The sequence below is a fragment of the Paenibacillus violae genome (genome assembly GCF_032461945.1).
GTDB lineage: Bacteria > Bacillota > Bacilli > Paenibacillales > NBRC-103111 > Paenibacillus_E > Paenibacillus_E violae.
Genome location: NZ_JAWCUD010000002.1, coordinates 854,931 through 875,378, shown reverse-complemented (window position 1 = coordinate 875,378; position 20,448 = coordinate 854,931). Strand labels below are relative to the sequence as shown.

Here is a 20,448-nt window from a genome sequence, read left to right as displayed (position 1 = left end):
GGGGACACACCAATGAAAAAAATTTACGTGTTAGATACCAATGTACTGCTTCAGGACCCTAATGCATTATTCGCGTTCGAAGATAATGAAGTAGTCATACCCGCCGTGGTGTTGGAGGAAATCGATTCTAAGAAACGAAATGCGGATGAAATAGGCCGAAATGCGAGACATGTCTCCCGATTACTTGATGGATTAAGGACCAAAGGTACCTTGTCTGACGGCATTAGCCTTGAACGAGGCGGAAGCATTAAAGTGGAGCTGAACCATCGAAGTTTTGCGAAGCTGCAGGATACTTTCTCGGAATTAACCAATGATAACCGCATACTTGCCGTGGCGCTCAACTATCATCTGGAAGAGCAGGCGAATGATATTCCGAGGCCTGTTATCATCGTTAGTAAAGATACGCTGGTACGGATCAAAGCTGATGTGCTGGGCATTCCTGCACAAGACTATTTAACCGATCGCATCGTAGCTCAAACAGATATGTACACAGGCTGCATCACCTTATATGTTCATCCGTCTGTGATTGACGAATTTTACTCATATCGGTTCTTAACCGTGACTTCATTGAATTTGGGTTATATGCTTCACCCGCATGAATTTGTTATCTTACGGGATGAGCTGGGTTCTTCGAAATCCGCTCTGCTGAAAGTAACGACAGATGCCAAAAAACTTGAGCCGCTCTTTATGAGTAACGATCCCATCTGGGGAATTGCCGCGCGAAATGCGCAGCAGCGCATGGCTCTTGAGCTTTTGCTCAATGACGATATCCCGCTCGTCACCCTGACTGGGAAAGCGGGAACTGGTAAGACGCTATTAACGCTTGCTGCGGGTCTCATGAAAATTGAAGATGACCGCAAATACAAAAAGCTGCTTATTGCTCGACCAGTTGTTCCTATGGGCAAGGATATTGGTTATCTGCCTGGCGAAAAAGAAGAGAAGCTGCGCCCATGGATGCAGCCGATCTATGATAATCTCGAGTATTTGTTTGATACGAAGAAACCCGGAGATATTGAGAAGGTACTGGCTGGTCTCGGCAGCATTCAAGTCGAAGCACTCACTTACATTCGTGGGCGTTCCATCCCAGGACAGTTCATCATTATCGATGAGGCACAAAACTTATCCAAACACGAGATCAAAACGATCGTATCTCGGGTTGGCGAAGGCAGCAAAATCGTTCTATTAGGCGATCCAGATCAAATTGATCATCCTTATCTGGATGCTTCCAGCAACGGATTAACCTACGTGGTCGAACGGTTCAAGCAAGAGGGCATCAGCGGTCATATTACGCTGGAGCGAGGCGAACGTTCCCATTTGGCCCAGTTAGCGGCTGATTTACTCTAGTACGAATAAACCCCTCCTCCCGGATGATCTGGGAAAGAGGGGTTTATTTGTGTGTTATGCGAGCACTTCGATGCGGCATCGATAAGCTTTGGCGATGCCTTGCATAAGCTCTTCGAGCTGACGATCGACAACATAAATATCACGGCCATGATCCTTGTAAAGGGCAAGAAGATGTTCTTCGATTTGCAGCGAGGCTTGATCGACATCCGCTTGCTTGCTGTCTTCTGTAAATCGGAAGGAGACGACCAGCTTCTCGTACAAGTAGTTATTCTCACCTTCGCTAGTAAATCCATAATCGCTGAAAAGATCCGTTAACTCAGCATCTGATGGCAGCAGCAGCAATTTCATTTGATCTGTATTAACGTTGAGTCCCGCCATCACCTCGATAACGGCGAATTTCTCGGCTTCCGAGCTGACTATGATCATTTCGTTGTCTTGATCGAAGACGTTTGCTTTGCCTGCTAGAGCTTTTTCGATTTGCGTATAGAAATCAACCAGCTTGCCATCAGGTACATCCATTAAAAGTCCAATTTTTGCTTCCATGCTAAGTCCTCACTTTATTTAATTATCCATAGCTAGTTTACAGGGATAATTTGAGTTTCACAACTGCGGTGCCGTTTTTCGTTTCAACACTGACGACATCCAGGTAACTGACGATTTTTTGGGGGATGAAGCCTAGTTGGAATTCCTTCGAGAAATCTTCAATTGTCGTATCTGGCAGCTGAAAACCGTTGAATTCAAGCTTATCCACCGCAAACCGAACTTCATTCATGTCGGGATTTTCCTTCAACAAGAACCGGCCTTCGATTGTCATCTGAATTTGATCTTTTTGACCTTTTGCGATAATGGAACCGTCGGTAAATTGAAAATTCAAATTTTGCAGCGACTCATTTTTGCCGTGCAGATAGGCGTTGAAATCCGTATCGCTGATCGTAATGACCGGATTTTTGATAGAAGATAAGTCCATGAATTTATTTTCTTTCGTTACATATTGCGGGAGTTCCCGAAATGCCGCGGACAAATTTTTCAAATACTCGCGGAACAAAGGGACGCCTTCTGATTTCCATTGATCGTTTAAACTCTTTATCTGTTCTTGAATGACCCCGGCTTGAGCGCTGACTGCGAGTTGTTTGTCCAATTCATCTTGGAGTTTGACGAGCCTTTCCCGCTGCCCAAGATAGTTATCTTTCGTTTTTTGCAGATCGGCACGGGATGTTTCGAGCTCTTTTTGTAAGCTTTTCAATTTATTAAACGAATCTGTAAAAGCTGCTAACGCGCGGTGATCATTGGATATGATCATTTGCAAATACTCGAACATGCGCAAAGCATCGGCGAAAGAACGAACGGAAAACAGCAGCATCCAGATCGAATCCCGATCTCCTGTGTAATATGCCCTCATCACATTGCCGGCGTGTTTGCGAGTGCTGTCAACTTGACTGTTTTGTTTCGTGATATCTTGTTCATTTTGCTTGATTTGCAGGACAATTTTGGCGTCTTGTTCATTAAGCCGGTTTACTTCTTTATCGATTTCAAAAATGGTAAGTCCTTTCTGGACGAGTTCCTTGGCTTCGTCAACTCCTGGCTGTTTCTCTTCAGCTAGAGCAGGATGGAGCGGAAGCGTAAGCTGCATCATCAGCAGGATGGACAACATCATGGCTAGGAATTTATATCTCATTGAACGCATTCTCCCCCTATGAACAGATTATCATATTTCTATTAATTGAAGCACAAAAAAATACTTACCTCGGGGGACGAAGTAAGTATTTCCTATAGGTTTCTTATTTTTTGACAGGCGCTATGAGCTTCAGAATCTCATCAAAACTTTTGACATTCTTCGGTACTTCCTTCGTTAAAGCAGTTGCTTGATTGATAGCGTCGTACGTTTGATGAAGGACGATATGGTTCTCTTGGGCCTTGCCATCCACGGTCATTTGAAACACAACATCGATGGATTGATCTCGGATAAAACCGCTGTCGTCAATCGCGACGAACATTTTGCTTGGAGCTTTCAGCTGGATGGCACCAGGCGGTGATTTCTTTAGCTGATCCGCTTTGTCGGCTGGTATAAAGCCGTTATTTTGAAGAGTTCCGATAAACTCAGGCAGCTTAGTTTGAAATACGGTATTAATGTCTTTCTCATTTTTGCTTGTAAGCTCAACACTGATGGACTTGGCTGTTGATCCGTCCTTTAGCTTGACAGGCTCCTTGGCTTCTTTGTACCATTTTGGATCAATGCCGCTAAATACTAGATTGCCTAATGAGGTGGAAAGTTGAGAAGTGTTTTTCAACGTATCCAACGTTAATGGACTCTTGCTGGTTTGGCTCATTTGCTGCAAATCAATCGCATAATACTCGTCCGCCGTCTTATTTAATGCTGGCATATTAAAATACATTTTGTTATCTTTAATGAGAATTGGTATCTCGAAAGGGGACGTAGAGCCCTTAGGGGTAATTTTCAAATCCGTTTGGAATTGGAGCGGTTCTACATTGCTGATTCCTTTCCAATCTATCGTGCTGTCTTTGACCAAAGTTAAAAGGCTATTCGTCAAAGGGTTGGATGTTTTCAACAAAGCATCACTGATGGCGAGTGTTGTGCTACCTTCAAAGGTGTAAGATTTCATTTCCTTCTGTTTATTGAGAGATTGTTCCAAAGCTTCTTTTACTTTTGTATTGTCTGTACAAGCTGTCAACGATAGCAAGCTGATGGCTGTTACCGCTGTAAGGGTTATCCATTTCTTTGACATGCGTGTTTTGTCTCTCCTTCCATGATCCTTATTCATTATAATGGTTTCCTGCTGCTTTGTCTTTAAGTAAAGAAATGGAGATGGCTTCAAATGGAAATTAAACTCGGACATCCGGAATTGGTTTCAACGATCATTCACGCCATACATACCGCAGAAAAACAGGCGATTTCGTTCCGGGACTATATGGAGCTATGCCTCTATAGCGAACCTTATGGGTATTATCGAAATGATAGCCTCAAAATCGGGAAAGAAGGCGATTTTTATACCAGTTCTTCCATCGGATCTGTGATGGGGGAAATGATAGCCACCTTTATTGGAGATGAGCTTCAGAGAAGGGAACTTCTCGGTTCGGAACCGCTGCATCTCGTTGAGTGGGGCGGGGGAAACGGTCGCATGGCCCAACATCTCTTGGATGAATTGAAAAGAAGTGCACCGTCTGTTTACGAACGAGTAACCTATACGATAATTGAAACTAGTGCTTTTCACCGTGGACTTCAGCGTACTGCTTTGCATATGCACGAGCAGCTTCTTCGGTTTACAAGTGAGCAGGAATGGTTGGATGAGGAACCTCAAGCGAATATGTTTATTTTGGCAAATGAACTGTTGGATGCTTTTCCGGTCCATCGAATCCGATATGTAGATGGGATTTATCAGGAATCTTATGTCAAGTGGCAGGAACGAGATCGGATTTTTAGTGAGATTTGGCTTCCTATTAAGTCCAAGCCTCTATTAGACACCATAGACTGTCTAAAGGTTCATTGGTTAGATGGCCAAGTCGGTGAGCTTAATCTTGAGAGCGGAGCTTGGATATCACGAATTTCCAAGCGGATGACTAGCGGCAGTTGTCTTATAATTGACTATGGCGACGCCGAAGAAGAGTTGTTCGCGGCCCACAGGCACTTGGGCACATTGATGTGCTACCGGAAGCACCAAGCGCACGAGAATCCGTGGATCTATCAAGGTGAACAGGATCTAACTTCCCATGTAAACTTTAGTGCGGTGGAAGCAGCTGCTCTTCAGAGTGGTTTTGCCAATTGCCGGCTTGTGACACAGAGAGATTTTCTAGTGGAACGTGGTATTTTGGAAAAATTGCAAAATCATTACGATCCCAATCCCTTTAGTGAAGTTTCTAAGCGCAACAGGGCCATCAGGCAGTTGCTCCTTAGTGATCAAATGAGCGAACTGTTCAAGGTGCTGATTGCTGCGAAATGAAAAAAGGTGAACCGATGGACAACCATCGGCTCACCTTTTTGTTTGTTGTTGTCCTTGTACTAAATGGACATTTTGAAAAATGACCAGTACGTAAACCCACTGAAGGAAATAATCATATATCCCCAGAACAACAATATGTAAGTTCGTTCTGACAAGCGCATATAGCCTAGAATGACGAATACAGCTGTTTGGAAAAAGAAAATCAGAGACATAGGTATCATATCGCCAGCTAAACTCATCAGTGCGATAACAAGTGTCCAAAAACCTAGAACCCGAAACATGCGATCCATTCTCGTTACATCCCCCTCTCGTACCACGTTGCACTTTAACTACAACACATTATACCTTTTGAACTGAACAGTGTAAACCGTCAAACGGTGACGAAATTGCAAACATTTCATCATATAGATGTAGTATGTCTTTTTATCGGAATCCCATGTATGAGTGTCAAAAAATTTGGCAATACCATTTAGTATCAAATAGATTCTATGAACTCTAGTACGGGCATAGAAATAGTAATAATGGCACGAATCAATTTATACACGGGTACTCACGAATTGGTTCTTCTTTATTCATACTGAAAGATGGCCCTCTGAATCTTGGGTTCACCTCTTTCAGTTCGTTGCATCTGTACATTATGTTAGGAGGTTTAACCTTATGTCGGCTATAAGACAAGATGCTTGGAGCGATGAAGACGATTTGATCTTAGCGGAAGTGACTTTGCGTCACATTAGAGAGGGAAGTACGCAATTATCTGCGTTTGAAGAAGTTGGGGAGCGAATTGGACGTACGGCAGCAGCATGCGGATTTCGATGGAACAGTTTTGTAAGAAAAAAATACGAGGCGGCCATCCAAATTGCGAAAGCTCAGCGCCAGAAAAGGACACAGCTTAAAAAACATGCGGCTGTATCCATTTCCGGATCATCTTCCATTGGATTATTGGATGCTCCGGAATTGTCAACGGGCAAAACGGAAGCTTTTACAGAAGAAACGTTATCTATTGATGCCGTGATCAGGTTCTTGAGACAATGGAGAAATACGTATCAAGAAATGAATCGTCATATTAAAAACTTGGAAAAAGAACTGCAGGACAAAGAAGACGAACTAGATAGATTGGGCAGAGAAAACAATAAGCTCAATAAACAAGTGAACGAAGTTGAAACAGACTATCGGGTTGTTAATGATGATTACAAGGCGCTGATTCAAATTATGGACCGTGCGCGGAAGATGGCCTTTTTGGTGGAAGAAGAGGAAGAAGAGAAGCCGCGTTTCAAGATGGATGCGAACGGCAATTTAGAGAGAGTAGAGTAAACCAACCTGCTGTATAGTTCAAAGAAAAGCTTCAGATCAAGGTGAATCCTTGGACTGAGGCTTTTTTGTTGTATAATGATGACGAATGCTATGAGTGGAGGAACTGGAATGCGAATGATGATAGTTGGAGCAGGCTCGTTAGGTCTTTTATTTGCTGCAAAATTGTCTGCTTTTTGTGAAAAGTTAACTGTAATTACACGAACAAAAGAACAAGCCGACCTGCTTGCTCAAGATGGCATAATGCTACGCGGAACGACCGAGCGAATTAGAACAACTCGCGGCGGTTTCATAGAATTTAGTCATTACCAAGACGACAAGGATTCTTTGACTCGTGCTACCGGTCCTGTACAACCATATGATTATATATTTCTCATGGTCAAGCAACCTGCAATTACGAAAGAACTCGCGCAATATATAGATTCTCGGCGCTCAGAGATTACTTATCTCGTTAGTTTCCAGAACGGAATCGGACATGAGGATGTGCTGAGTGAAGATGACAGAGAAAATAAGCTGCTTCTTGCTGTGACGACAGAGGGAGCTAGGCGGGAAAGTCAGACCGAGGTCTCTCACACAGGTCATGGCATAACATACTTAGGTGCGTCTAAGCGTACTGATCCTGTTCATAAAAAAACCACGCACTTTTTGTTAGTAAACTTGCTGGAAGAGGCAGGATTTCGGACAAAGATGTCGAAGAACATGGAGGTAAGAATTTGGAGTAAACTGATTATTAATGCCGTGATTAATCCGCTTACAGCTATTTTGCGTGTGAAAAATGGGGAGTTATTGGAATCAACTTGGACAAAGGAACTAATGCTGGACCTTTACCGAGAGGCTTGTTTCGTGGCTGAGGCCAAAGAGATCAAGCTGCCTGATGAATTATGGCAAAACATTGTTTCTGTGTGTAAGGCTACAAGTAGGAATCATTCATCTATGCTACAGGACATCGAACAGTCCAGGACAACGGAAATAGACCGCATAAACGGAAGTCTATTGCAAATGGCCGAAGAACTGAACCTCGATCTTCCTGCACATCGTACGGTGTACCGATTAGTGAAAGCACTAGAATAAATTAGGTGGTTGAAGATGATGGATGTACTGATGAATTGGATTTCCACACTTTATGCAGTCCTGGCTGTTGCACCGTTTATTACTTTTGTTTTATTATGGTTTCTAGTGTTTTACTTCCTTCGTGATAAGAAGATGACGACTAGACTGACTATGGATGTTACGACCTTTTTTCTACTCGGTTCGGTTTCGCTAATGTGGAATCAATTATTTCATACAAACTTTGGATTCTGGATGATCGCCCTTGTTCTGCTTATTGCTTTTGGTATTATTGGTGGTTATCAAACGCATTTGAAAGGGAAAACAGACTTGCTTAAAGTAAGCAGAGTGGTTTGGAGGCTTAGCTTTTTAGGGCTTTCGATGCTTTACATTTTGCTTTTTTTCGTCCATATTGGCAAAAATTACATTTTTTCGACATAAAACAAAGTCTCTTTTGTTGAAATTAGACGAAAAAAGAGACTTTTCTTCTGTTCTTTGTAATATTTATTTGAGATTTGTAGAAAATAACAATGAAAATCGTGTAGATTTTATTGACCGATGGTTGTATAATTAGAATCCGGAAGACACTATAAATTCCAATGTTTCTAACATTTATTCTTACTTAGGTAAATTAAGTCTGGACAAAGCTTGGTTATATGTTATAATTCCTTGCGTAGAGTCTAGTAAATTTTTTTACCAGAGGTTCACGTGAGATATTATGACATGTCTGAAGCGGTTTCATTTATTTTCGGGTCTGAGGTGTGAGGTTGATGTTAATAAAACTATCAAATGCACCTAACCATAGATATTCTAGACATACATAATTTTAGAGGAGGCGTTTTATGAAAGCGACAAAGTGGGTTACAACAGCAGTAGCATTAACACTTATGGGTAGCGTAGCGATTGGTTGCGCGAAGAATGAGGGAACTCCTTCCGCGTCCCCATCCGGAGATACGAAAGGTACTGCAGCACCAGCTTCCAACAAACCGCAAGAAATTAAAATTAACTTCACTGCGGAGCCGCCAATTATGGATAGCTCCAAAGCAACAGCAAATGCCGCATTTACCTTTATCAGCGCATTTAACGAAGGTCTTTACCGTACAGACAAAGACGGCAAAGCCGTTGCTGGTCTTGCTAAAGATTTCCCGAAAATCTCCCCTGATGGTTTGACTTACACAATCGATATTCGTGACAACGCGAATTGGTCTGACGGTCAACCTGTTAAAGCACAAGATTTCGTTTATTCCTTCAAACGTACATTAGATCCTGCTACAAAAGGGCAATATAGTTTCGTAGTAGCTTGGATTAAAGGTGGAGAAGCTGTTACTAAAGCTAAAACGCCTGAAGAAGTTAAAAAAGCTCAAGATGCTCTTGGTGTAAAAGCGATCAGCGACAAACAACTTCAAATCACGCTTGAGAAACCAGTTACTTTCTTTACACAAATGCTTGCGTTCGGAACTTTCTTGCCACAACGTGAAGATTTCGTAACAAAAGCTGGCGATAAATACGGCGCGGAAGCTGATAAAGTTATCGGTGCAGGTCCATTCATTCTTAGCAAATGGGATCATGGCCAAACGCTTGAACTTGTTAAAAATGAGAAGTACTGGGATGCTGCAAACGTAAAAATTACAAAAGCAACAATTAACATCGTAAAAGATTCCAATACAGGTCTTAACCTGTATGAAACTGACGCAGCTGATTTGACTGAAATCAACCGCGATCAATTGAAACTGTACGCTGGTAAGCCGGACAACCTGCCTAAACCAGAGTTGACTAACTCCTACTTGATGTACCAAACGAAAAAAGTTCCAGCCTTGGCTAACAAAAAGATCCGTCAAGCGTTAGGAATGGCAATCGATCGTCAAGCTTATGTTGATACCGTTCTTGCTAATGGTTCCGTACCTTCAACAGGTCTTGTACCTGGTGGTACTTCCGACGGTGCAGGCGGCGATTTCCGTAAGTCTGCTGGCGATACACAACCAAAATTCGATGCTGCTAAAGCAAAAGAATTGCTTGCTGAAGGTTTGAAAGAAGCTGGCTTGACAGCTCTTCCAAAAATGAAAGTGAATGCAGATGACACTGAAACTGCTAAAAAATCACTTGAGTTCATCCTTGCACAATGGAAACAAAACCTTGGATACGAAGCAGAAGCGAACCCGGTTCCACACGCACTCCGTATCGAATTGTCTTCCAAACATGACTTCGACATCGTTCTTTCCCTATGGGGCGCAGATTACAACGATCCAATGACATTCTTGGATATGTGGGTAACAGGCGGAGAGTTTGACGAAGGTGACTACAGCAACCCAGAGTATGACAAACTAGTTAAAGCAGCTCAAGCAGAAGTAGATCCGTCCAAACGTGCTAAAAATCTAGTCGATGCTGAGAAAATCCTCATGGACGATCAAGGTGTAGCACCACTTTACTTCCGTACTCGCGCTTACTTGAAAAAACCGAATATCGATGGTTTGATTCTTCCATCCTTCGGTCAAGAGTGGGAATTGAAATGGGCTTCTGTTAAATAATTAATGAAATATAAGTAATGATTCAAAGGAAGGGGCCGTTCGCACCTCGTGGGAGCGGCCTCTTCTAAATTTCTTAGAGCTGTAAATTATTTAAGGAGGAGCAATATGGTCAAGTTCATTCTTCGCCGTTTCTTATATGCGCTTATCACGTTATGGCTGATCGCATCATTTACATTCGTATTGATGAAAAACTTACCAGGGAATCCACTAGGAGAAGGCGCTGAAAAGATCCCTAAAGCTACGAGAGATATGCTGCTGAAGCAATACGGACTAGATAAGCCGTTATGGGAACAGTATTTGACTTTCTTGAACAATATCATCCATGGCGATCTAGGAGCTTCCTTTCAATTCCCTGCACACAAAGTTACAGATATTATCAAACAAGCGTTCCCTTCTTCACTGGAACTTGGTTTGATCTCAATCGCTATTGCGATTATTGCTGGTCTTACACTAGGGATTATTGCGGCGCTTAAACATAACAAAGCGGGCGATTACACAGCTATGTTTATCGCGATTTTGGGTGTTTCTATCCCATCCTTTGTTCTAGGTCCATTGCTTTCGTATTATGTTGGCGTTAAATGGGGGATTCTTCCAGCAGGTTTGTGGAAAGGACCAAGCTATCGTATTTTGCCGGCGATCGCGCTCTCATTCGGAACCATTGCCATTTTGGCTCGCTTGATGCGTACTTCGATGTTAGATGTTCTTAACCAAGATTACATTAAAACAGCTAAATCGAAAGGTTTATCCAACTTTACTGTTGTTGTAAGGCATACAATTCGAAATGCGATATTACCGGTTATCACCATTATCGGCCCAATATTTGTAAACGTTATTACAGGTACCCTTGTCGTTGAACAAATTTTCTCTGTACCAGGTTTGGGTAAACACTTCGTTTCTTCGGTTTATTCCAACGATTACACCATGATTTCTGGGTTAACGATTTTCTATTCAGCTATCCTTATTTTGGTTATCTTTATCACCGACATTGTGTATGGTTTTGTAGACCCTAGAATTCGTCTTGGGAAAGGCGGGAAATAATACATGCAAACTCCGAATAATGCAACAGAGACTAGCTACAAGTTTGCTCCCGTTGCAAAAGAAACATTAACTGGCGAAAGAATCGTAAGACCTTCGCTTAATTATTGGCAGGACGCTTGGAGACGACTTAAGAAAAATAGACTGGCTATGGCTGGCTTAATTATATTGGTTGCTTTAATCGTATTGGCGATTATCGTTCCATTTGTTTCAAGCTACGATTATCAGACGCAAGATCTTAAAATAAAAAATCTCGGGCCAAACGCCCAACATTGGTTCGGTACAGACGACTTTGGCCGTGATGTGTGGACACGTGTATGGTGGGGAACTCGAATCTCGTTATTCATCGGGATTGTGGCCGCGTTGATTGACTTAGTTGTCGGTGTTATCTATGGTGGTATTTCCGCATATTACGGCGGGAAAGTGGATGAAGTGATGCAGCGTGCGATTGAAATCGTTTATGCGATTCCATTCTTGCTGATTGCGATCCTGCTTATCATGGTTATTGGTTCAGGTATTTCATCTATTATTTTGGCGATGGCAATAACGGGTTGGGTTCCTATGGCTCGTTTGGTACGCGGTCAAATGCTGACGCTCAAAGAACAAGAATTCGTACTTGCTTCTCGCACACTTGGCGCATCGCCAATGAGAATCATTTTGCGCAGCTTGATTCCGAATGCACTTGGGATCATCATCGTACAAATTACTTTCGTTGTTCCATCAGCGATTTTTACTGAAGCATTCTTAAGCTTTATCGGTCTTGGCGTAAAGCCGCCGCTGGCATCACTGGGTAACTTGTTGTCTGACGGCGCCAACTATATTCGGTTATATCCGCATCGCCTCATTTTCCCGACAATCATTTTCAGCTTAATTTTGTTAAGCTTCAATTTGCTCGGCGATGGGCTTCGTGATGCGCTGGATCCAAAAATGCGCAAGTAAGAAGGGGTGAATAATGATGAGCACCAAAGACAATTTGCTTGAAGTGAAAGATTTGCGAGTTTCTTTCCGTACGTATGCGGGGGAAGTTCAAGCTGTTCGCGGCGTATCTTTTTCTTTGAAAAAAGGTGAAGTGTTGGCGATTGTAGGCGAATCCGGTTGCGGTAAATCCGTTACGGCACAAACGCTCATGCGTTTAATTCCTACTCCGCCTAGTTATATAAAAAGCGGCTCTATCATGTTTGACGGAAAAACGGATATTACCAAACTTTCCAACAAACAAATGGAAAAAATTCGCGGATCCGAAATCGGTATGATTTTCCAAGATCCGATGACCTCCCTGAATCCGACGATGAAAATCGGCGATCAAATTACAGAAGGTCTTATCAAGCATGAAGGGTTAAGCAAGAAGGCAGCAACCGAGAAAGCTATTGAAATTTTAAAGCTTGTCGGAATCAACTCGCCGGAAGGCCGTATCCATCAATATCCGCATGAGCTCTCCGGTGGTATGCGTCAACGTGTTATGATCGCGATTGCGCTGGCTTGTTCTCCTAAGCTTCTAATTGCGGATGAGCCAACAACGGCTCTGGACGTTACGATTCAAGCTCAAATCATCGATTTGATGAAAACTATTTCCGTGAAGACGGACTCATCTATTATTTTAATTACGCATGACCTCGGAGTTGTAGCTGATATGGCGCAGCGCGTCGTGGTTATGTACGCAGGTAAAATTATCGAGCAAGGAACTGTAGACGAGATTTTCTACAATCCGCAGCATCCGTACACATGGGGTTTGCTTCGTTCCGTACCGCGCTTGGATACAAATGCGAACGAAGAACTTGTACCGATTCCTGGTACGCCGCCAGATCTATTTGCACCTCCAAAAGGTTGTGCATTTGCAGCTAGATGCCCATACGCAATGAATCACTGCTTGGAAGTAGATCCGGAACACACTACGCTATCCGAGACGCATAGTTCTGCTTGCTGGCTGTTGCATCCTGATGCGCCGAAAGTTGAACGTCCTGTTGGAGTGGGAGGTCATCAACATGTCTAATGCCAATAAACCAATTCTGCAAATTCGCAATATGAAGAAGCATTTTAATCTTGGTAACGGGAAAGTGTTGAAAGCCGTTGACAATTTTTCCATCGAAATCAACCGCGGTGAAACATTCGGTCTCGTAGGAGAATCTGGGTGTGGTAAATCCACGGCAGGTAGAACGATTATTAAGCTATATGATGCGACAGAAGGCGAAGTTATTTTCGACGGCGAAGATGTCCATAAGCTGAAAGGCAAAAAGCTGAAAGAATTTAACCGGAATATGCAAATGGTATTCCAAGATCCTTACGCATCCTTGAATCCACGTATGACAGTTGGGAATATCATCGCCGAAGGTATTGATATTCATGGACTGTACAGCGGTGCGAAACGCAAGGAGCGCGTTATGGAGCTGCTTCGCGCAGTTGGTTTGAATGATGAGCATGCGAACCGTTTCCCACATGAGTTCTCCGGTGGTCAACGTCAGCGTATCGGGATTGCCCGCGCGCTTGCGATTGAGCCGAAATTCATTATTGCCGATGAGCCGATCTCGGCATTGGACGTTTCCGTACAAGCTCAAGTTGTCAACTTGTTTAAGAGATTACAGAAGGAAATGGGCCTGACTTACTTGTTTATCGCGCATGATTTGGCGATGGTGAAGCACATTTCTGACCGTATCGGAGTTATGTATCTCGGCAACTTGGTTGAAGTTACAACATCCGATGATCTTTACGCGAAACCGCTGCATCCGTATACGCAATCGCTACTTTCAGCGATTCCGATTCCAGATCCGGAAATCGAGCGCACACGTGAGCGTATCATTCTTCAAGGCGACGTACCAAGCCCGCTCAACCCGCCTAGCGGTTGTCCGTTCCGTACGCGTTGTCCGCAAGCGATGCCGCAATGTGCGGAATCCATGCCGCCTAGCAAAGAAGTGGAACCGAATCACTTCGTAGCTTGTCATTTGTACTAAGCTCTCATTTGCCGTCCCGAAAGGGGCGGCTTTTTGGCATTCGTGTATTCAATTGTAATGATTTGAAATACAGTTTTGACGATTGGATGCCTACCGTGTACAATCAAAGGATAGTCGTTTTATTTGGTATGAAGAGGGGACACTAGTCGCATATGCAAATGGAAACTTTTCATTGGAAAAAGAGTCAGAAACTAGCTGAAGATTATATTCAACAGTCAGCAGAAGCTGCACCATTATTTCCATATCATTTTGGAAATCAAGAAGATTGGCAATCTCGCGTTAAGTGGCTGGACGAAGGGCATTCCGCCCGGAAGGCTGATCGCGGACGCTTGGTGGAAGTGCTGAAAACATACAATGAGCGAATTGGTAATACCGGGGCTGCCCTAGATCAGATTACCGCGCTAGCGAGCCAAGAGGCACTTGCCATTGTTGGAGGACAGCAAGCAGGGCTGTTTGGCGGTTCGCTGCTTGTTTTGTACAAAGCCATCACGATTATTCAACTCGCTCGTGAGTGGAGCTCCAAATTAAATCGTCCAGTCGTACCTGTTTTTTGGATCGCTGGCGAAGACCATGATTTTGATGAAGTAAATCATATGTACGTCCTGTCCAATACGCAGCAGATTGACAAAATGAAGGTGGATCACCCAACAGGGCACCGCACGTCAGTCAGCAAGCTTCCACTGGAGCCTGAAGCGTGGAAGGACGCCTTGGCGGCCTTGGATCAGTCCTTGATGGATACAGAGTTCAAAGCTTCCTTGATGGCGAAATTAGAAAGCACGACGGAAGGCAGCGCTACGTTATCCGATGCTTTTGCCCGTTGGATGGCTGTTCTGTTTGGCGAGTACGGACTTGTTCTGATTGATTCCGATGAACCCGCGCTTCGTGCGATAGAAACGGAGATGTTCGAGCAGCTTGTTTTGGAAAATGAAGCCTTCGCTGCATCTCTCATGAAGAGTCAAGACGAAGTGCAGCGGGCAGGTTACAGCAGTCAAGCGGAAATTGCAGAGGATGCGGCTAATCTTTTCGTTTACGCTGGAGGACATCGTTTGCTGCTGCATCGAGAAGGTGAATATTTTACAGATAAGAAAAAGGAATATCGCTTCACGAAAGAGCAGCTGCATGATCTGGCGGTTACGAGCCCTGAGCAGTTGAGCAATAACGTCATGTCCAGACCGCTTATGCAGGAGTTTCTGTTCCCTGTGTTGGCCAGTGTGTTAGGTGCCGGTGAAATTGCCTACTGGGCGCTCACGAAGCAGGGGTTTGAGCAGTTTGGTATGAAAATGCCGATTGTTGTTCCGCGCTTGGAATTTACCTTGATTGAAGGCACCGTTCAGAAGCAGATGCACAAATATGATTTTACGTTTGAGGATGTTCTGCACCGTTTTGAGCAAAAGAAACAGGATTGGCTGGATGCGCAAGATACAATGCAGCTAGGCGAGCGTTTCGATAAGGTGAAAACTGAGTTTGAGGCCAGCTATGCGCCTCTTGTTGAATCACTGGCCCAAATTAATCCAGGCATTAAAAAGCTTGGAGATACGAACTTGACGAAGATTATAGAACAGATAGAATTCCTACAAAATAAAGCTTCGGATGCGTACAAAACACAGTTTGATGCGACGTTAAGACAGTTAGAGCGCATTCGACTAACCATAATACCGTTAGCAAAGCCGCAAGAAAGAGTGTATAATGGGTGTGTTTATATGAATCGATATGGGAATGATTGGCTGCGTGCGCTTGTCGAGACGCCGATTCCTGTGGACGGTTTGCACCGTGTTTATTATTTGTAGGAGGAAATATATATGACAACTGTTGAAAAAAGTATTGTTACGGATATGGCGTTGGCACCTGAAGGCCATTTGAAAATTGATTGGGTTCAGGCGCATATGCCTGTTTTGAACCGAATTCGTGAGCAATTTGAAAAAGAGCAGCCTTTTAAAGGGTTAAAAGTAACGATCTCCTTGCACTTGGAAGCCAAAACAGCTTACTTGGCTAAAGTGGTAAAAGCAGGCGGAGCGGAAGTTACGATTACAGGCAGTAATCCTCTTTCTACACAGGATGACGTTTGTGCTGCGCTTGTCGAGGACGGCATTACGGTATTCGCGAAATACAACCCTAGCCCGGAAGAGTACAAGGAATTGTTGATTAAAGCGCTTGAAACGAAGCCGGACCTGATCATTGACGATGGTGGGGATCTGGTATCCATTCTTCACTCCGAGCGTAAAGATCTCGCTGCTCAAGTCCGCGGCGGTGCGGAAGAAACAACAACCGGTATCCTTCGTTTGAAAGCTATGGAAAAAGAAGGGAAGCTGGAATTCCCGATGGTTGCTGTGAATGATGCCTTCTGCAAGTACTTGTTTGACAACCGCTACGGCACAGGCCAATCCGTTTGGGACGGGATTAACCGTACAACGAATTTGGTTGTTGCGGGTAAAACAGTTGTTGTTGTCGGCTACGGTTGGTGCGGTAAAGGTGTTGCGATGCGAGCCAAAGGTCTTGGCGCTAATGTTATCGTAACAGAGATTGACGCTATCAAAGGCGTTGAAGCCTACATGGACGGTTTTGCTGTAATGCCGATGATTGAAGCGGCGAAATTAGGTGATTTCTTTGTGACGGTAACGGGCAACAAGGATGTTATCCGCGGCGAACACTATAAAGTCATGAAGGATGGCGCTATTCTTTCGAATGCAGGCCATTTCGATGTAGAAGTTAACAAACCTGAACTTGAAGCACAATCGGTATCCAAACGTACCGTTCGTCGCAACATTGAAGAATATCAGCTGGCGGATGGCCGTAAAATCTATGTATTGGCTGAAGGTCGCCTTGTGAACCTAGCGGCAGGTGACGGACACCCGGCTGAAATCATGGATATGACGTTTGCTCTGCAAGCAATGTCTCTAAAATATGTGAATGACGAATATAATAAATTAGGGAAAACAGTTGTTAACGTCCCTTATGTATTGGATGAGCAAGTGGCCAGATTCAAATTGGAGTCGTTAGGCACTAGCATTGATTCCTTAAGTGATGAGCAAAAGCTGTACCTTGACAGTTGGGCAGAGCATTAAAAGAACTAGAGAACCTTTCGGACCGCCTTTCAGTGGTCTGAGAGGTTTTTTATTTGTAAAGATTTTGCAACATTTTTTATTCGCTATCCGTTTATAGGGTGTAAATCCTATATTTGGTAGCGAGGAGATGGCAAGATGGGGGTCAAAAAGTGGGGTCAAAAGGTTGCGTTGCTGCTTGCTGTGTGTATGCTGATAGGCAGTCTAGTAGCTGGATGCAGTTCATCCAAAAATGATGAAACCGCATCGTCTTCAAAGCAAAAAATGAGTTCAAGCAGTGGAGCATTGACGAAAGAAGCGCCACGTGCCGAAAGTCAAAATGCTGCGGCTCCCGCCGCTCAGGCGAAGGCAGCGAGTGACCTCAAAGGGGTAGCGGCAGAGTCAGGAACGGCTCAAACGCCGGCCGATGGCAAAGATGCGACGATGACTGTCATGCCGGCATTGGGCAGCGATGAAGCGGCGGGGTTTAATCGTAAGCTGATTTACCGGGCTAATTTGGTCATGCCCGTAGATGACTACGGGAAGGCTCAAACAGCGCTTAGAGACCTTGTGACTTTGAGTGGGGCTTACATCCTGCAGTTCTCGGAAAACGCCAACACAGGAGAGAGGGGCGGCACGTATACCATTAAAGTAGCGGCTAACGGTTTTGTTTCTTTGTTGGATGGCTTAGAGAAGATCAGTCCGTCTTTGCAAAGGAATGTGCAAGGGCAGGATGTAACGGAAGAGTACGTTGATCTCAGTTCACGTTTGAAGGCCAAACAGCTGGTTGAAACGAGATTGCTCGGTTTTATGGAAAAAGCTTCAAAGACAGATGATTTGCTGGCCTTCTCGAATGAGCTCTCGAAAGTGCAGGAAGCGATCGAGCAGATCAAAGGTCGGATGAGGTATTTGGATCAAAACGTCGCTTACTCCACGATTGAAATTCGGATGTATCAACAAACCGATAAGAAGCCGCTCCTCTCGGATCCAAGCAAACTTAGCTTAAACGAGCGAATCCAGAAAGCATGGAACTCTAGCCTTAATGTACTAGTAGCTGTGCTGCAAGGTATCCTTGTTTTCCTGGCGGCTGCATTCCCGATCCTCGTTATTGTACTGTTGATCGGTATACCGATTTGGGTATACAGGCGCAAAAGAAACAAGCAATTGGCCGCGATGCGAAATCAACTCAAAGAGCAAAATGCTTCTTTAAACTCACTTGAAGATGACAAACAAGGAACAATAGACGCAGAATAGACCCAAAAATGAAAATTTTTTCACAAATCCTGCTCAAAAAGCAGGATTTGTTGCGTTATTGGCGAATTAACATTAAAAAGTGGTGAAAAGTGGTACGAAGTGGAGGGAAAGGGGGGCGCCATGCTATGTTCATGGGGGAATATCAACATAGCATAGACGAAAAGGGCCGAATGATCATCCCGGCCAAATTTCGTGAAGCCCTTGGCGAATCCTTCGTTATCACTCGCGGTCTAGATCAGTGTTTGTTCGTGTACCCTCGCTCCGAGTGGGCGATTCTCGAACAAAAACTGAAGGCATTGCCGCTGATGAAATCAGATGCACGTGCATTCACCCGTTTTTTCTTCTCGGGCGCAACCGAATGTGACCTTGATAAACAAGGTCGGGCGAATATTCCAGGCAATCTCGTCGATCATGCCAAGCTTGAAAAAGATTGCGTCGTTATCGGTGTTTCCAACCGAGTAGAGATTTGGAGTAAGCAAATTTGGGAAAGCTATGCCAATGAATCGGAACAGTCGTTCAATGAAATAGCTGAGAAACTCGTCGACTTTAATTTTGATTTATAGATGCTTGAAATTTAGGAGGACACCAAGTTGTTTCATCATGTGACGGTATTAAAAGAAGAATCAGTTGAAGGTTTACATATAAAGCCTGATGGCGTATACGTGGATTGTACGATGGGAGGTGCGGGGCATAGTTCCCTGATAGCTTCTAAATTAGGTCCTGATGGGTTACTGATTGCCCTTGACCAGGACGATGTTGCTCTAGCTAATGCTCAAACCGTACTCGCTCCATACCTGGATCGTGTGAAAATCGTGAAAAGCAACTTCAGAGATTTAGAGCAAGTGCTCATGAATGAGCCGAGAGCACTACGTGATGGGAAACCGCAGGTTGATGGGATTCTCTTCGATCTTGGCGTATCGTCCCCGCAGCTGGATGATGGCGAGAGAGGCTTCTCCTATCATCAAGATGCAGAGCTTGATATGAGAATGGATCGTACGACGGAATTAACCGCCAAAACGATCGTCAATGAATGGGCTCCTGAACGAATTGCAAAAATTTTGTTTGAATATGGGGAAGAGAAGTTTTCACGGCGCATTGCAGGCGTCATTGCCGAAGCACGTACCAAAGGGCCGATTGAAACCACGGGTGAGCTTGTTGAGCTGATTAAGGAAGGAATTCCTGCAGCCGCAAGAAGAACAGGCGGCCACCCGGCTAAGAGAAGCTTTCAAGCGCTGCGCATAGCTGTTAACGATGAGTTGGGCGCTTTTGAGGAAGCGTTGGAGCAATCTGTGAGATGTTTGGCTCCGGAGGGTAGAGTAGCGGTTATTACGTTCCATTCTTTGGAGGATCGCATTTGCAAGCAATTTTTCGTCAAAAATGTGGAGAAATGTACGTGTCCACCGGCGTTTCCAATGTGTGTTTGCGATAAATCCGGTGATCTTAAATTAGTAACACGTAAACCGATCATACCTAGTGAGAATGAACTTGAGGTGAACCAAAGAGCAAGATCCGCCAAATTACGTATTGCCGAAAAGCTTTGACACAAAAGGAGGAAGTTGATATGCCATCTTACATCCAGGGGAATTTAGCTCTTGACCGGAAACGAACGGTTCCAGCAGCTAAGGTTAAGATTAAAGAGACAACGAAAGTTGTTTACCGCAATAAATCGCTGCCGACCCAAGAAAAAATGCTGTATCTGTTCACGGTTCTCCTCTGTGTCCTTGTTGCAGGAGTGATCATTTGGCGGTACGCATCCATCTATCAAATGAATGCAAGCATATTGAAAATGCAAGTAGAAATTCGCGAGATTCAAGCTCAGAACAGCGCTTTGAAGCAGGAAGTAGAGAAACTGCAAAGTCCTGATCGTCTAAAAGAGGAAGCTGTGCGCCTCGGGTTTAATTTAGATGATGGCAAGAAGGTAAGTTTAGAGACTCCGGCCAAATCGAAAACCAGCACTAGCAGCAGTAAAAATACCAAAGTAGCTTCTAAACCGTAA

20 protein-coding genes are annotated in these 20,448 nt (G+C 44.1%); 16 read left to right on the top strand and 4 right to left on the bottom strand.

Going from position 1 to position 20,448, the window contains the following annotated elements:
• The first annotated feature begins 12 nt into the window (after window positions 1-12).
• Window positions 13-1,344 carry a PhoH family protein gene (locus RQP52_RS11100; RefSeq protein WP_127451916.1) on the top strand — a complete coding sequence of 444 codons (1,332 nt, stop codon included), beginning with the start codon at window positions 13-15 and terminating at the stop codon, window positions 1,342-1,344.
• Window positions 1,345-1,398: 54 nt separating this feature from the next.
• Here the strand turns inward: RQP52_RS11100 and RQP52_RS11095 are convergent, their stop codons facing one another.
• The 3 genes from RQP52_RS11095 to RQP52_RS11085 form a co-directional block, all read right to left on the bottom strand.
• Window positions 1,399-1,887, bottom strand: coding sequence for a hypothetical protein (locus RQP52_RS11095; protein WP_315951415.1), 489 nt, complete (start codon window positions 1,885-1,887; stop codon window positions 1,399-1,401).
• A 37-nt stretch (window positions 1,888-1,924) separates the two neighbouring features.
• Window positions 1,925-3,019, bottom strand: coding sequence for a coiled-coil domain-containing protein (locus RQP52_RS11090; protein WP_315951413.1), 1,095 nt, complete (start codon window positions 3,017-3,019; stop codon window positions 1,925-1,927).
• Window positions 3,020-3,122: 103 nt separating this feature from the next.
• The gene (locus RQP52_RS11085) at window positions 3,123-4,088 is read right to left on the bottom strand and encodes a hypothetical protein (RefSeq protein WP_315951411.1); all 966 of its coding nucleotides are present in this window, start codon (window positions 4,086-4,088) and stop codon (window positions 3,123-3,125) included.
• A gap of 90 nt (window positions 4,089-4,178) precedes the next feature.
• Here RQP52_RS11085 and RQP52_RS11080 point away from each other — a divergent pair, with 90 nt between their 5' ends.
• The gene (locus tag RQP52_RS11080; protein WP_315951409.1) at window positions 4,179-5,300 is read left to right on the top strand and encodes a class I SAM-dependent methyltransferase; all 1,122 of its coding nucleotides are present in this window, start codon (window positions 4,179-4,181) and stop codon (window positions 5,298-5,300) included.
• Window positions 5,301-5,359: 59 nt separating this feature from the next.
• Here the strand turns inward: RQP52_RS11080 and RQP52_RS11075 are convergent, their stop codons facing one another.
• Window positions 5,360-5,590, bottom strand: a complete 231-nt coding sequence (locus RQP52_RS11075) for a DUF2626 domain-containing protein (protein WP_028558057.1) — start codon at window positions 5,588-5,590, stop codon at window positions 5,360-5,362.
• Between the two features lie 367 nt (window positions 5,591-5,957).
• Between RQP52_RS11075 and RQP52_RS11070 the strand changes: the two genes are divergently transcribed.
• The 14 genes from RQP52_RS11070 to ftsL2 all read left to right on the top strand — a co-directional run bounded on the left by RQP52_RS11070 (window position 5,958) and on the right by ftsL2 (window position 20,448).
• Window positions 5,958-6,611, top strand: a complete 654-nt coding sequence (locus RQP52_RS11070) for an RsfA family transcriptional regulator (protein ID WP_315951405.1) — start codon at window positions 5,958-5,960, stop codon at window positions 6,609-6,611.
• 108 nt (window positions 6,612-6,719) lie between these two features.
• Complete coding sequence (locus RQP52_RS11065) at window positions 6,720-7,679, top strand: ketopantoate reductase family protein (RefSeq protein WP_315951404.1); 960 nt, start codon at window positions 6,720-6,722, stop codon at window positions 7,677-7,679.
• Between the two features lie 15 nt (window positions 7,680-7,694).
• A complete protein-coding gene (locus RQP52_RS11060) occupies window positions 7,695-8,096 on the top strand; it encodes a DUF3397 domain-containing protein (RefSeq protein ID WP_315951403.1) in 402 nt (133 codons plus the stop codon).
• A 401-nt stretch (window positions 8,097-8,497) separates the two neighbouring features.
• A complete protein-coding gene (locus tag RQP52_RS11055; RefSeq protein WP_315951401.1) occupies window positions 8,498-10,180 on the top strand; it encodes a peptide ABC transporter substrate-binding protein in 1,683 nt (560 codons plus the stop codon).
• Between the two features lie 105 nt (window positions 10,181-10,285).
• Window positions 10,286-11,218, top strand: a complete 933-nt coding sequence (locus RQP52_RS11050; protein ID WP_315951400.1) for an ABC transporter permease — start codon at window positions 10,286-10,288, stop codon at window positions 11,216-11,218.
• A gap of 3 nt (window positions 11,219-11,221) precedes the next feature.
• A complete protein-coding gene (locus RQP52_RS11045; RefSeq protein ID WP_315951399.1) occupies window positions 11,222-12,154 on the top strand; it encodes an ABC transporter permease in 933 nt (310 codons plus the stop codon).
• A gap of 16 nt (window positions 12,155-12,170) precedes the next feature.
• Window positions 12,171-13,205 (top strand): ABC transporter ATP-binding protein, encoded by a 1,035-nt coding sequence (locus RQP52_RS11040; protein WP_246239275.1) that lies wholly within the window; start codon window positions 12,171-12,173, stop codon window positions 13,203-13,205.
• Window positions 13,198-14,160, top strand: a complete 963-nt coding sequence (locus RQP52_RS11035) for an ABC transporter ATP-binding protein (protein ID WP_157321594.1) — start codon at window positions 13,198-13,200, stop codon at window positions 14,158-14,160. Before RQP52_RS11040 ends, RQP52_RS11035 begins: the two co-directional genes overlap by 8 nt.
• Before the next feature lie 152 nt (window positions 14,161-14,312).
• The gene (gene bshC, locus RQP52_RS11030; RefSeq protein WP_315951398.1) at window positions 14,313-15,947 is read left to right on the top strand and encodes a bacillithiol biosynthesis cysteine-adding enzyme BshC; all 1,635 of its coding nucleotides are present in this window, start codon (window positions 14,313-14,315) and stop codon (window positions 15,945-15,947) included.
• Between the two features lie 12 nt (window positions 15,948-15,959).
• Window positions 15,960-17,222, top strand: a complete 1,263-nt coding sequence (locus RQP52_RS11025) for an adenosylhomocysteinase (RefSeq protein WP_127451949.1) — start codon at window positions 15,960-15,962, stop codon at window positions 17,220-17,222.
• A 135-nt stretch (window positions 17,223-17,357) separates the two neighbouring features.
• Complete coding sequence (locus RQP52_RS11020; RefSeq protein ID WP_315951397.1) at window positions 17,358-18,452, top strand: DUF4349 domain-containing protein; 1,095 nt, start codon at window positions 17,358-17,360, stop codon at window positions 18,450-18,452.
• Between the two features lie 125 nt (window positions 18,453-18,577).
• Complete coding sequence (gene mraZ, locus RQP52_RS11015) at window positions 18,578-19,015, top strand: division/cell wall cluster transcriptional repressor MraZ (protein WP_127451955.1); 438 nt, start codon at window positions 18,578-18,580, stop codon at window positions 19,013-19,015.
• 27 nt (window positions 19,016-19,042) lie between these two features.
• Complete coding sequence (gene rsmH / locus RQP52_RS11010) at window positions 19,043-19,993, top strand: 16S rRNA (cytosine(1402)-N(4))-methyltransferase RsmH (RefSeq protein WP_315951396.1); 951 nt, start codon at window positions 19,043-19,045, stop codon at window positions 19,991-19,993.
• Between the two features lie 20 nt (window positions 19,994-20,013).
• Window positions 20,014-20,448 carry a cell division protein FtsL gene (ftsL2, locus tag RQP52_RS11005; protein ID WP_315951395.1) on the top strand — a complete coding sequence of 145 codons (435 nt, stop codon included), beginning with the start codon at window positions 20,014-20,016 and terminating at the stop codon, window positions 20,446-20,448.

Bases quoted from the DNA above. Each gene is read 5' to 3' on its own strand.
- RQP52_RS11100 (WP_127451916.1), top strand. From the start codon at position 13: ATGAAAAAAATTTACGTGTTAGATACCAATGTACTGCTTCAGGACCCT.
- RQP52_RS11095 (WP_315951415.1), bottom strand. From the start codon at position 1,887: ATGGAAGCAAAAATTGGACTTTTAATGGATGTACCTGATGGCAAGCTG.
- RQP52_RS11090 (WP_315951413.1), bottom strand. From the start codon at position 3,019: ATGAGATATAAATTCCTAGCCATGATGTTGTCCATCCTGCTGATGATG.
- RQP52_RS11085 (WP_315951411.1), bottom strand. From the start codon at position 4,088: ATGTCAAAGAAATGGATAACCCTTACAGCGGTAACAGCCATCAGCTTG.
- RQP52_RS11080 (WP_315951409.1), top strand. From the start codon at position 4,179: ATGGAAATTAAACTCGGACATCCGGAATTGGTTTCAACGATCATTCAC.
- RQP52_RS11075 (WP_028558057.1), bottom strand. From the start codon at position 5,590: ATGGATCGCATGTTTCGGGTTCTAGGTTTTTGGACACTTGTTATCGCA.
- RQP52_RS11070 (WP_315951405.1), top strand. From the start codon at position 5,958: ATGTCGGCTATAAGACAAGATGCTTGGAGCGATGAAGACGATTTGATC.
- RQP52_RS11065 (WP_315951404.1), top strand. From the start codon at position 6,720: ATGCGAATGATGATAGTTGGAGCAGGCTCGTTAGGTCTTTTATTTGCT.
- RQP52_RS11060 (WP_315951403.1), top strand. From the start codon at position 7,695: ATGATGGATGTACTGATGAATTGGATTTCCACACTTTATGCAGTCCTG.
- RQP52_RS11055 (WP_315951401.1), top strand. From the start codon at position 8,498: ATGAAAGCGACAAAGTGGGTTACAACAGCAGTAGCATTAACACTTATG.
- RQP52_RS11050 (WP_315951400.1), top strand. From the start codon at position 10,286: ATGGTCAAGTTCATTCTTCGCCGTTTCTTATATGCGCTTATCACGTTA.
- RQP52_RS11045 (WP_315951399.1), top strand. From the start codon at position 11,222: ATGCAAACTCCGAATAATGCAACAGAGACTAGCTACAAGTTTGCTCCC.
- RQP52_RS11040 (WP_246239275.1), top strand. From the start codon at position 12,171: ATGAGCACCAAAGACAATTTGCTTGAAGTGAAAGATTTGCGAGTTTCT.
- RQP52_RS11035 (WP_157321594.1), top strand. From the start codon at position 13,198: ATGTCTAATGCCAATAAACCAATTCTGCAAATTCGCAATATGAAGAAG.
- bshC (WP_315951398.1), top strand. From the start codon at position 14,313: ATGCAAATGGAAACTTTTCATTGGAAAAAGAGTCAGAAACTAGCTGAA.
- RQP52_RS11025 (WP_127451949.1), top strand. From the start codon at position 15,960: ATGACAACTGTTGAAAAAAGTATTGTTACGGATATGGCGTTGGCACCT.
- RQP52_RS11020 (WP_315951397.1), top strand. From the start codon at position 17,358: ATGGGGGTCAAAAAGTGGGGTCAAAAGGTTGCGTTGCTGCTTGCTGTG.
- mraZ (WP_127451955.1), top strand. From the start codon at position 18,578: ATGTTCATGGGGGAATATCAACATAGCATAGACGAAAAGGGCCGAATG.
- ftsL2 (WP_315951395.1), top strand. From the start codon at position 20,014: ATGCCATCTTACATCCAGGGGAATTTAGCTCTTGACCGGAAACGAACG.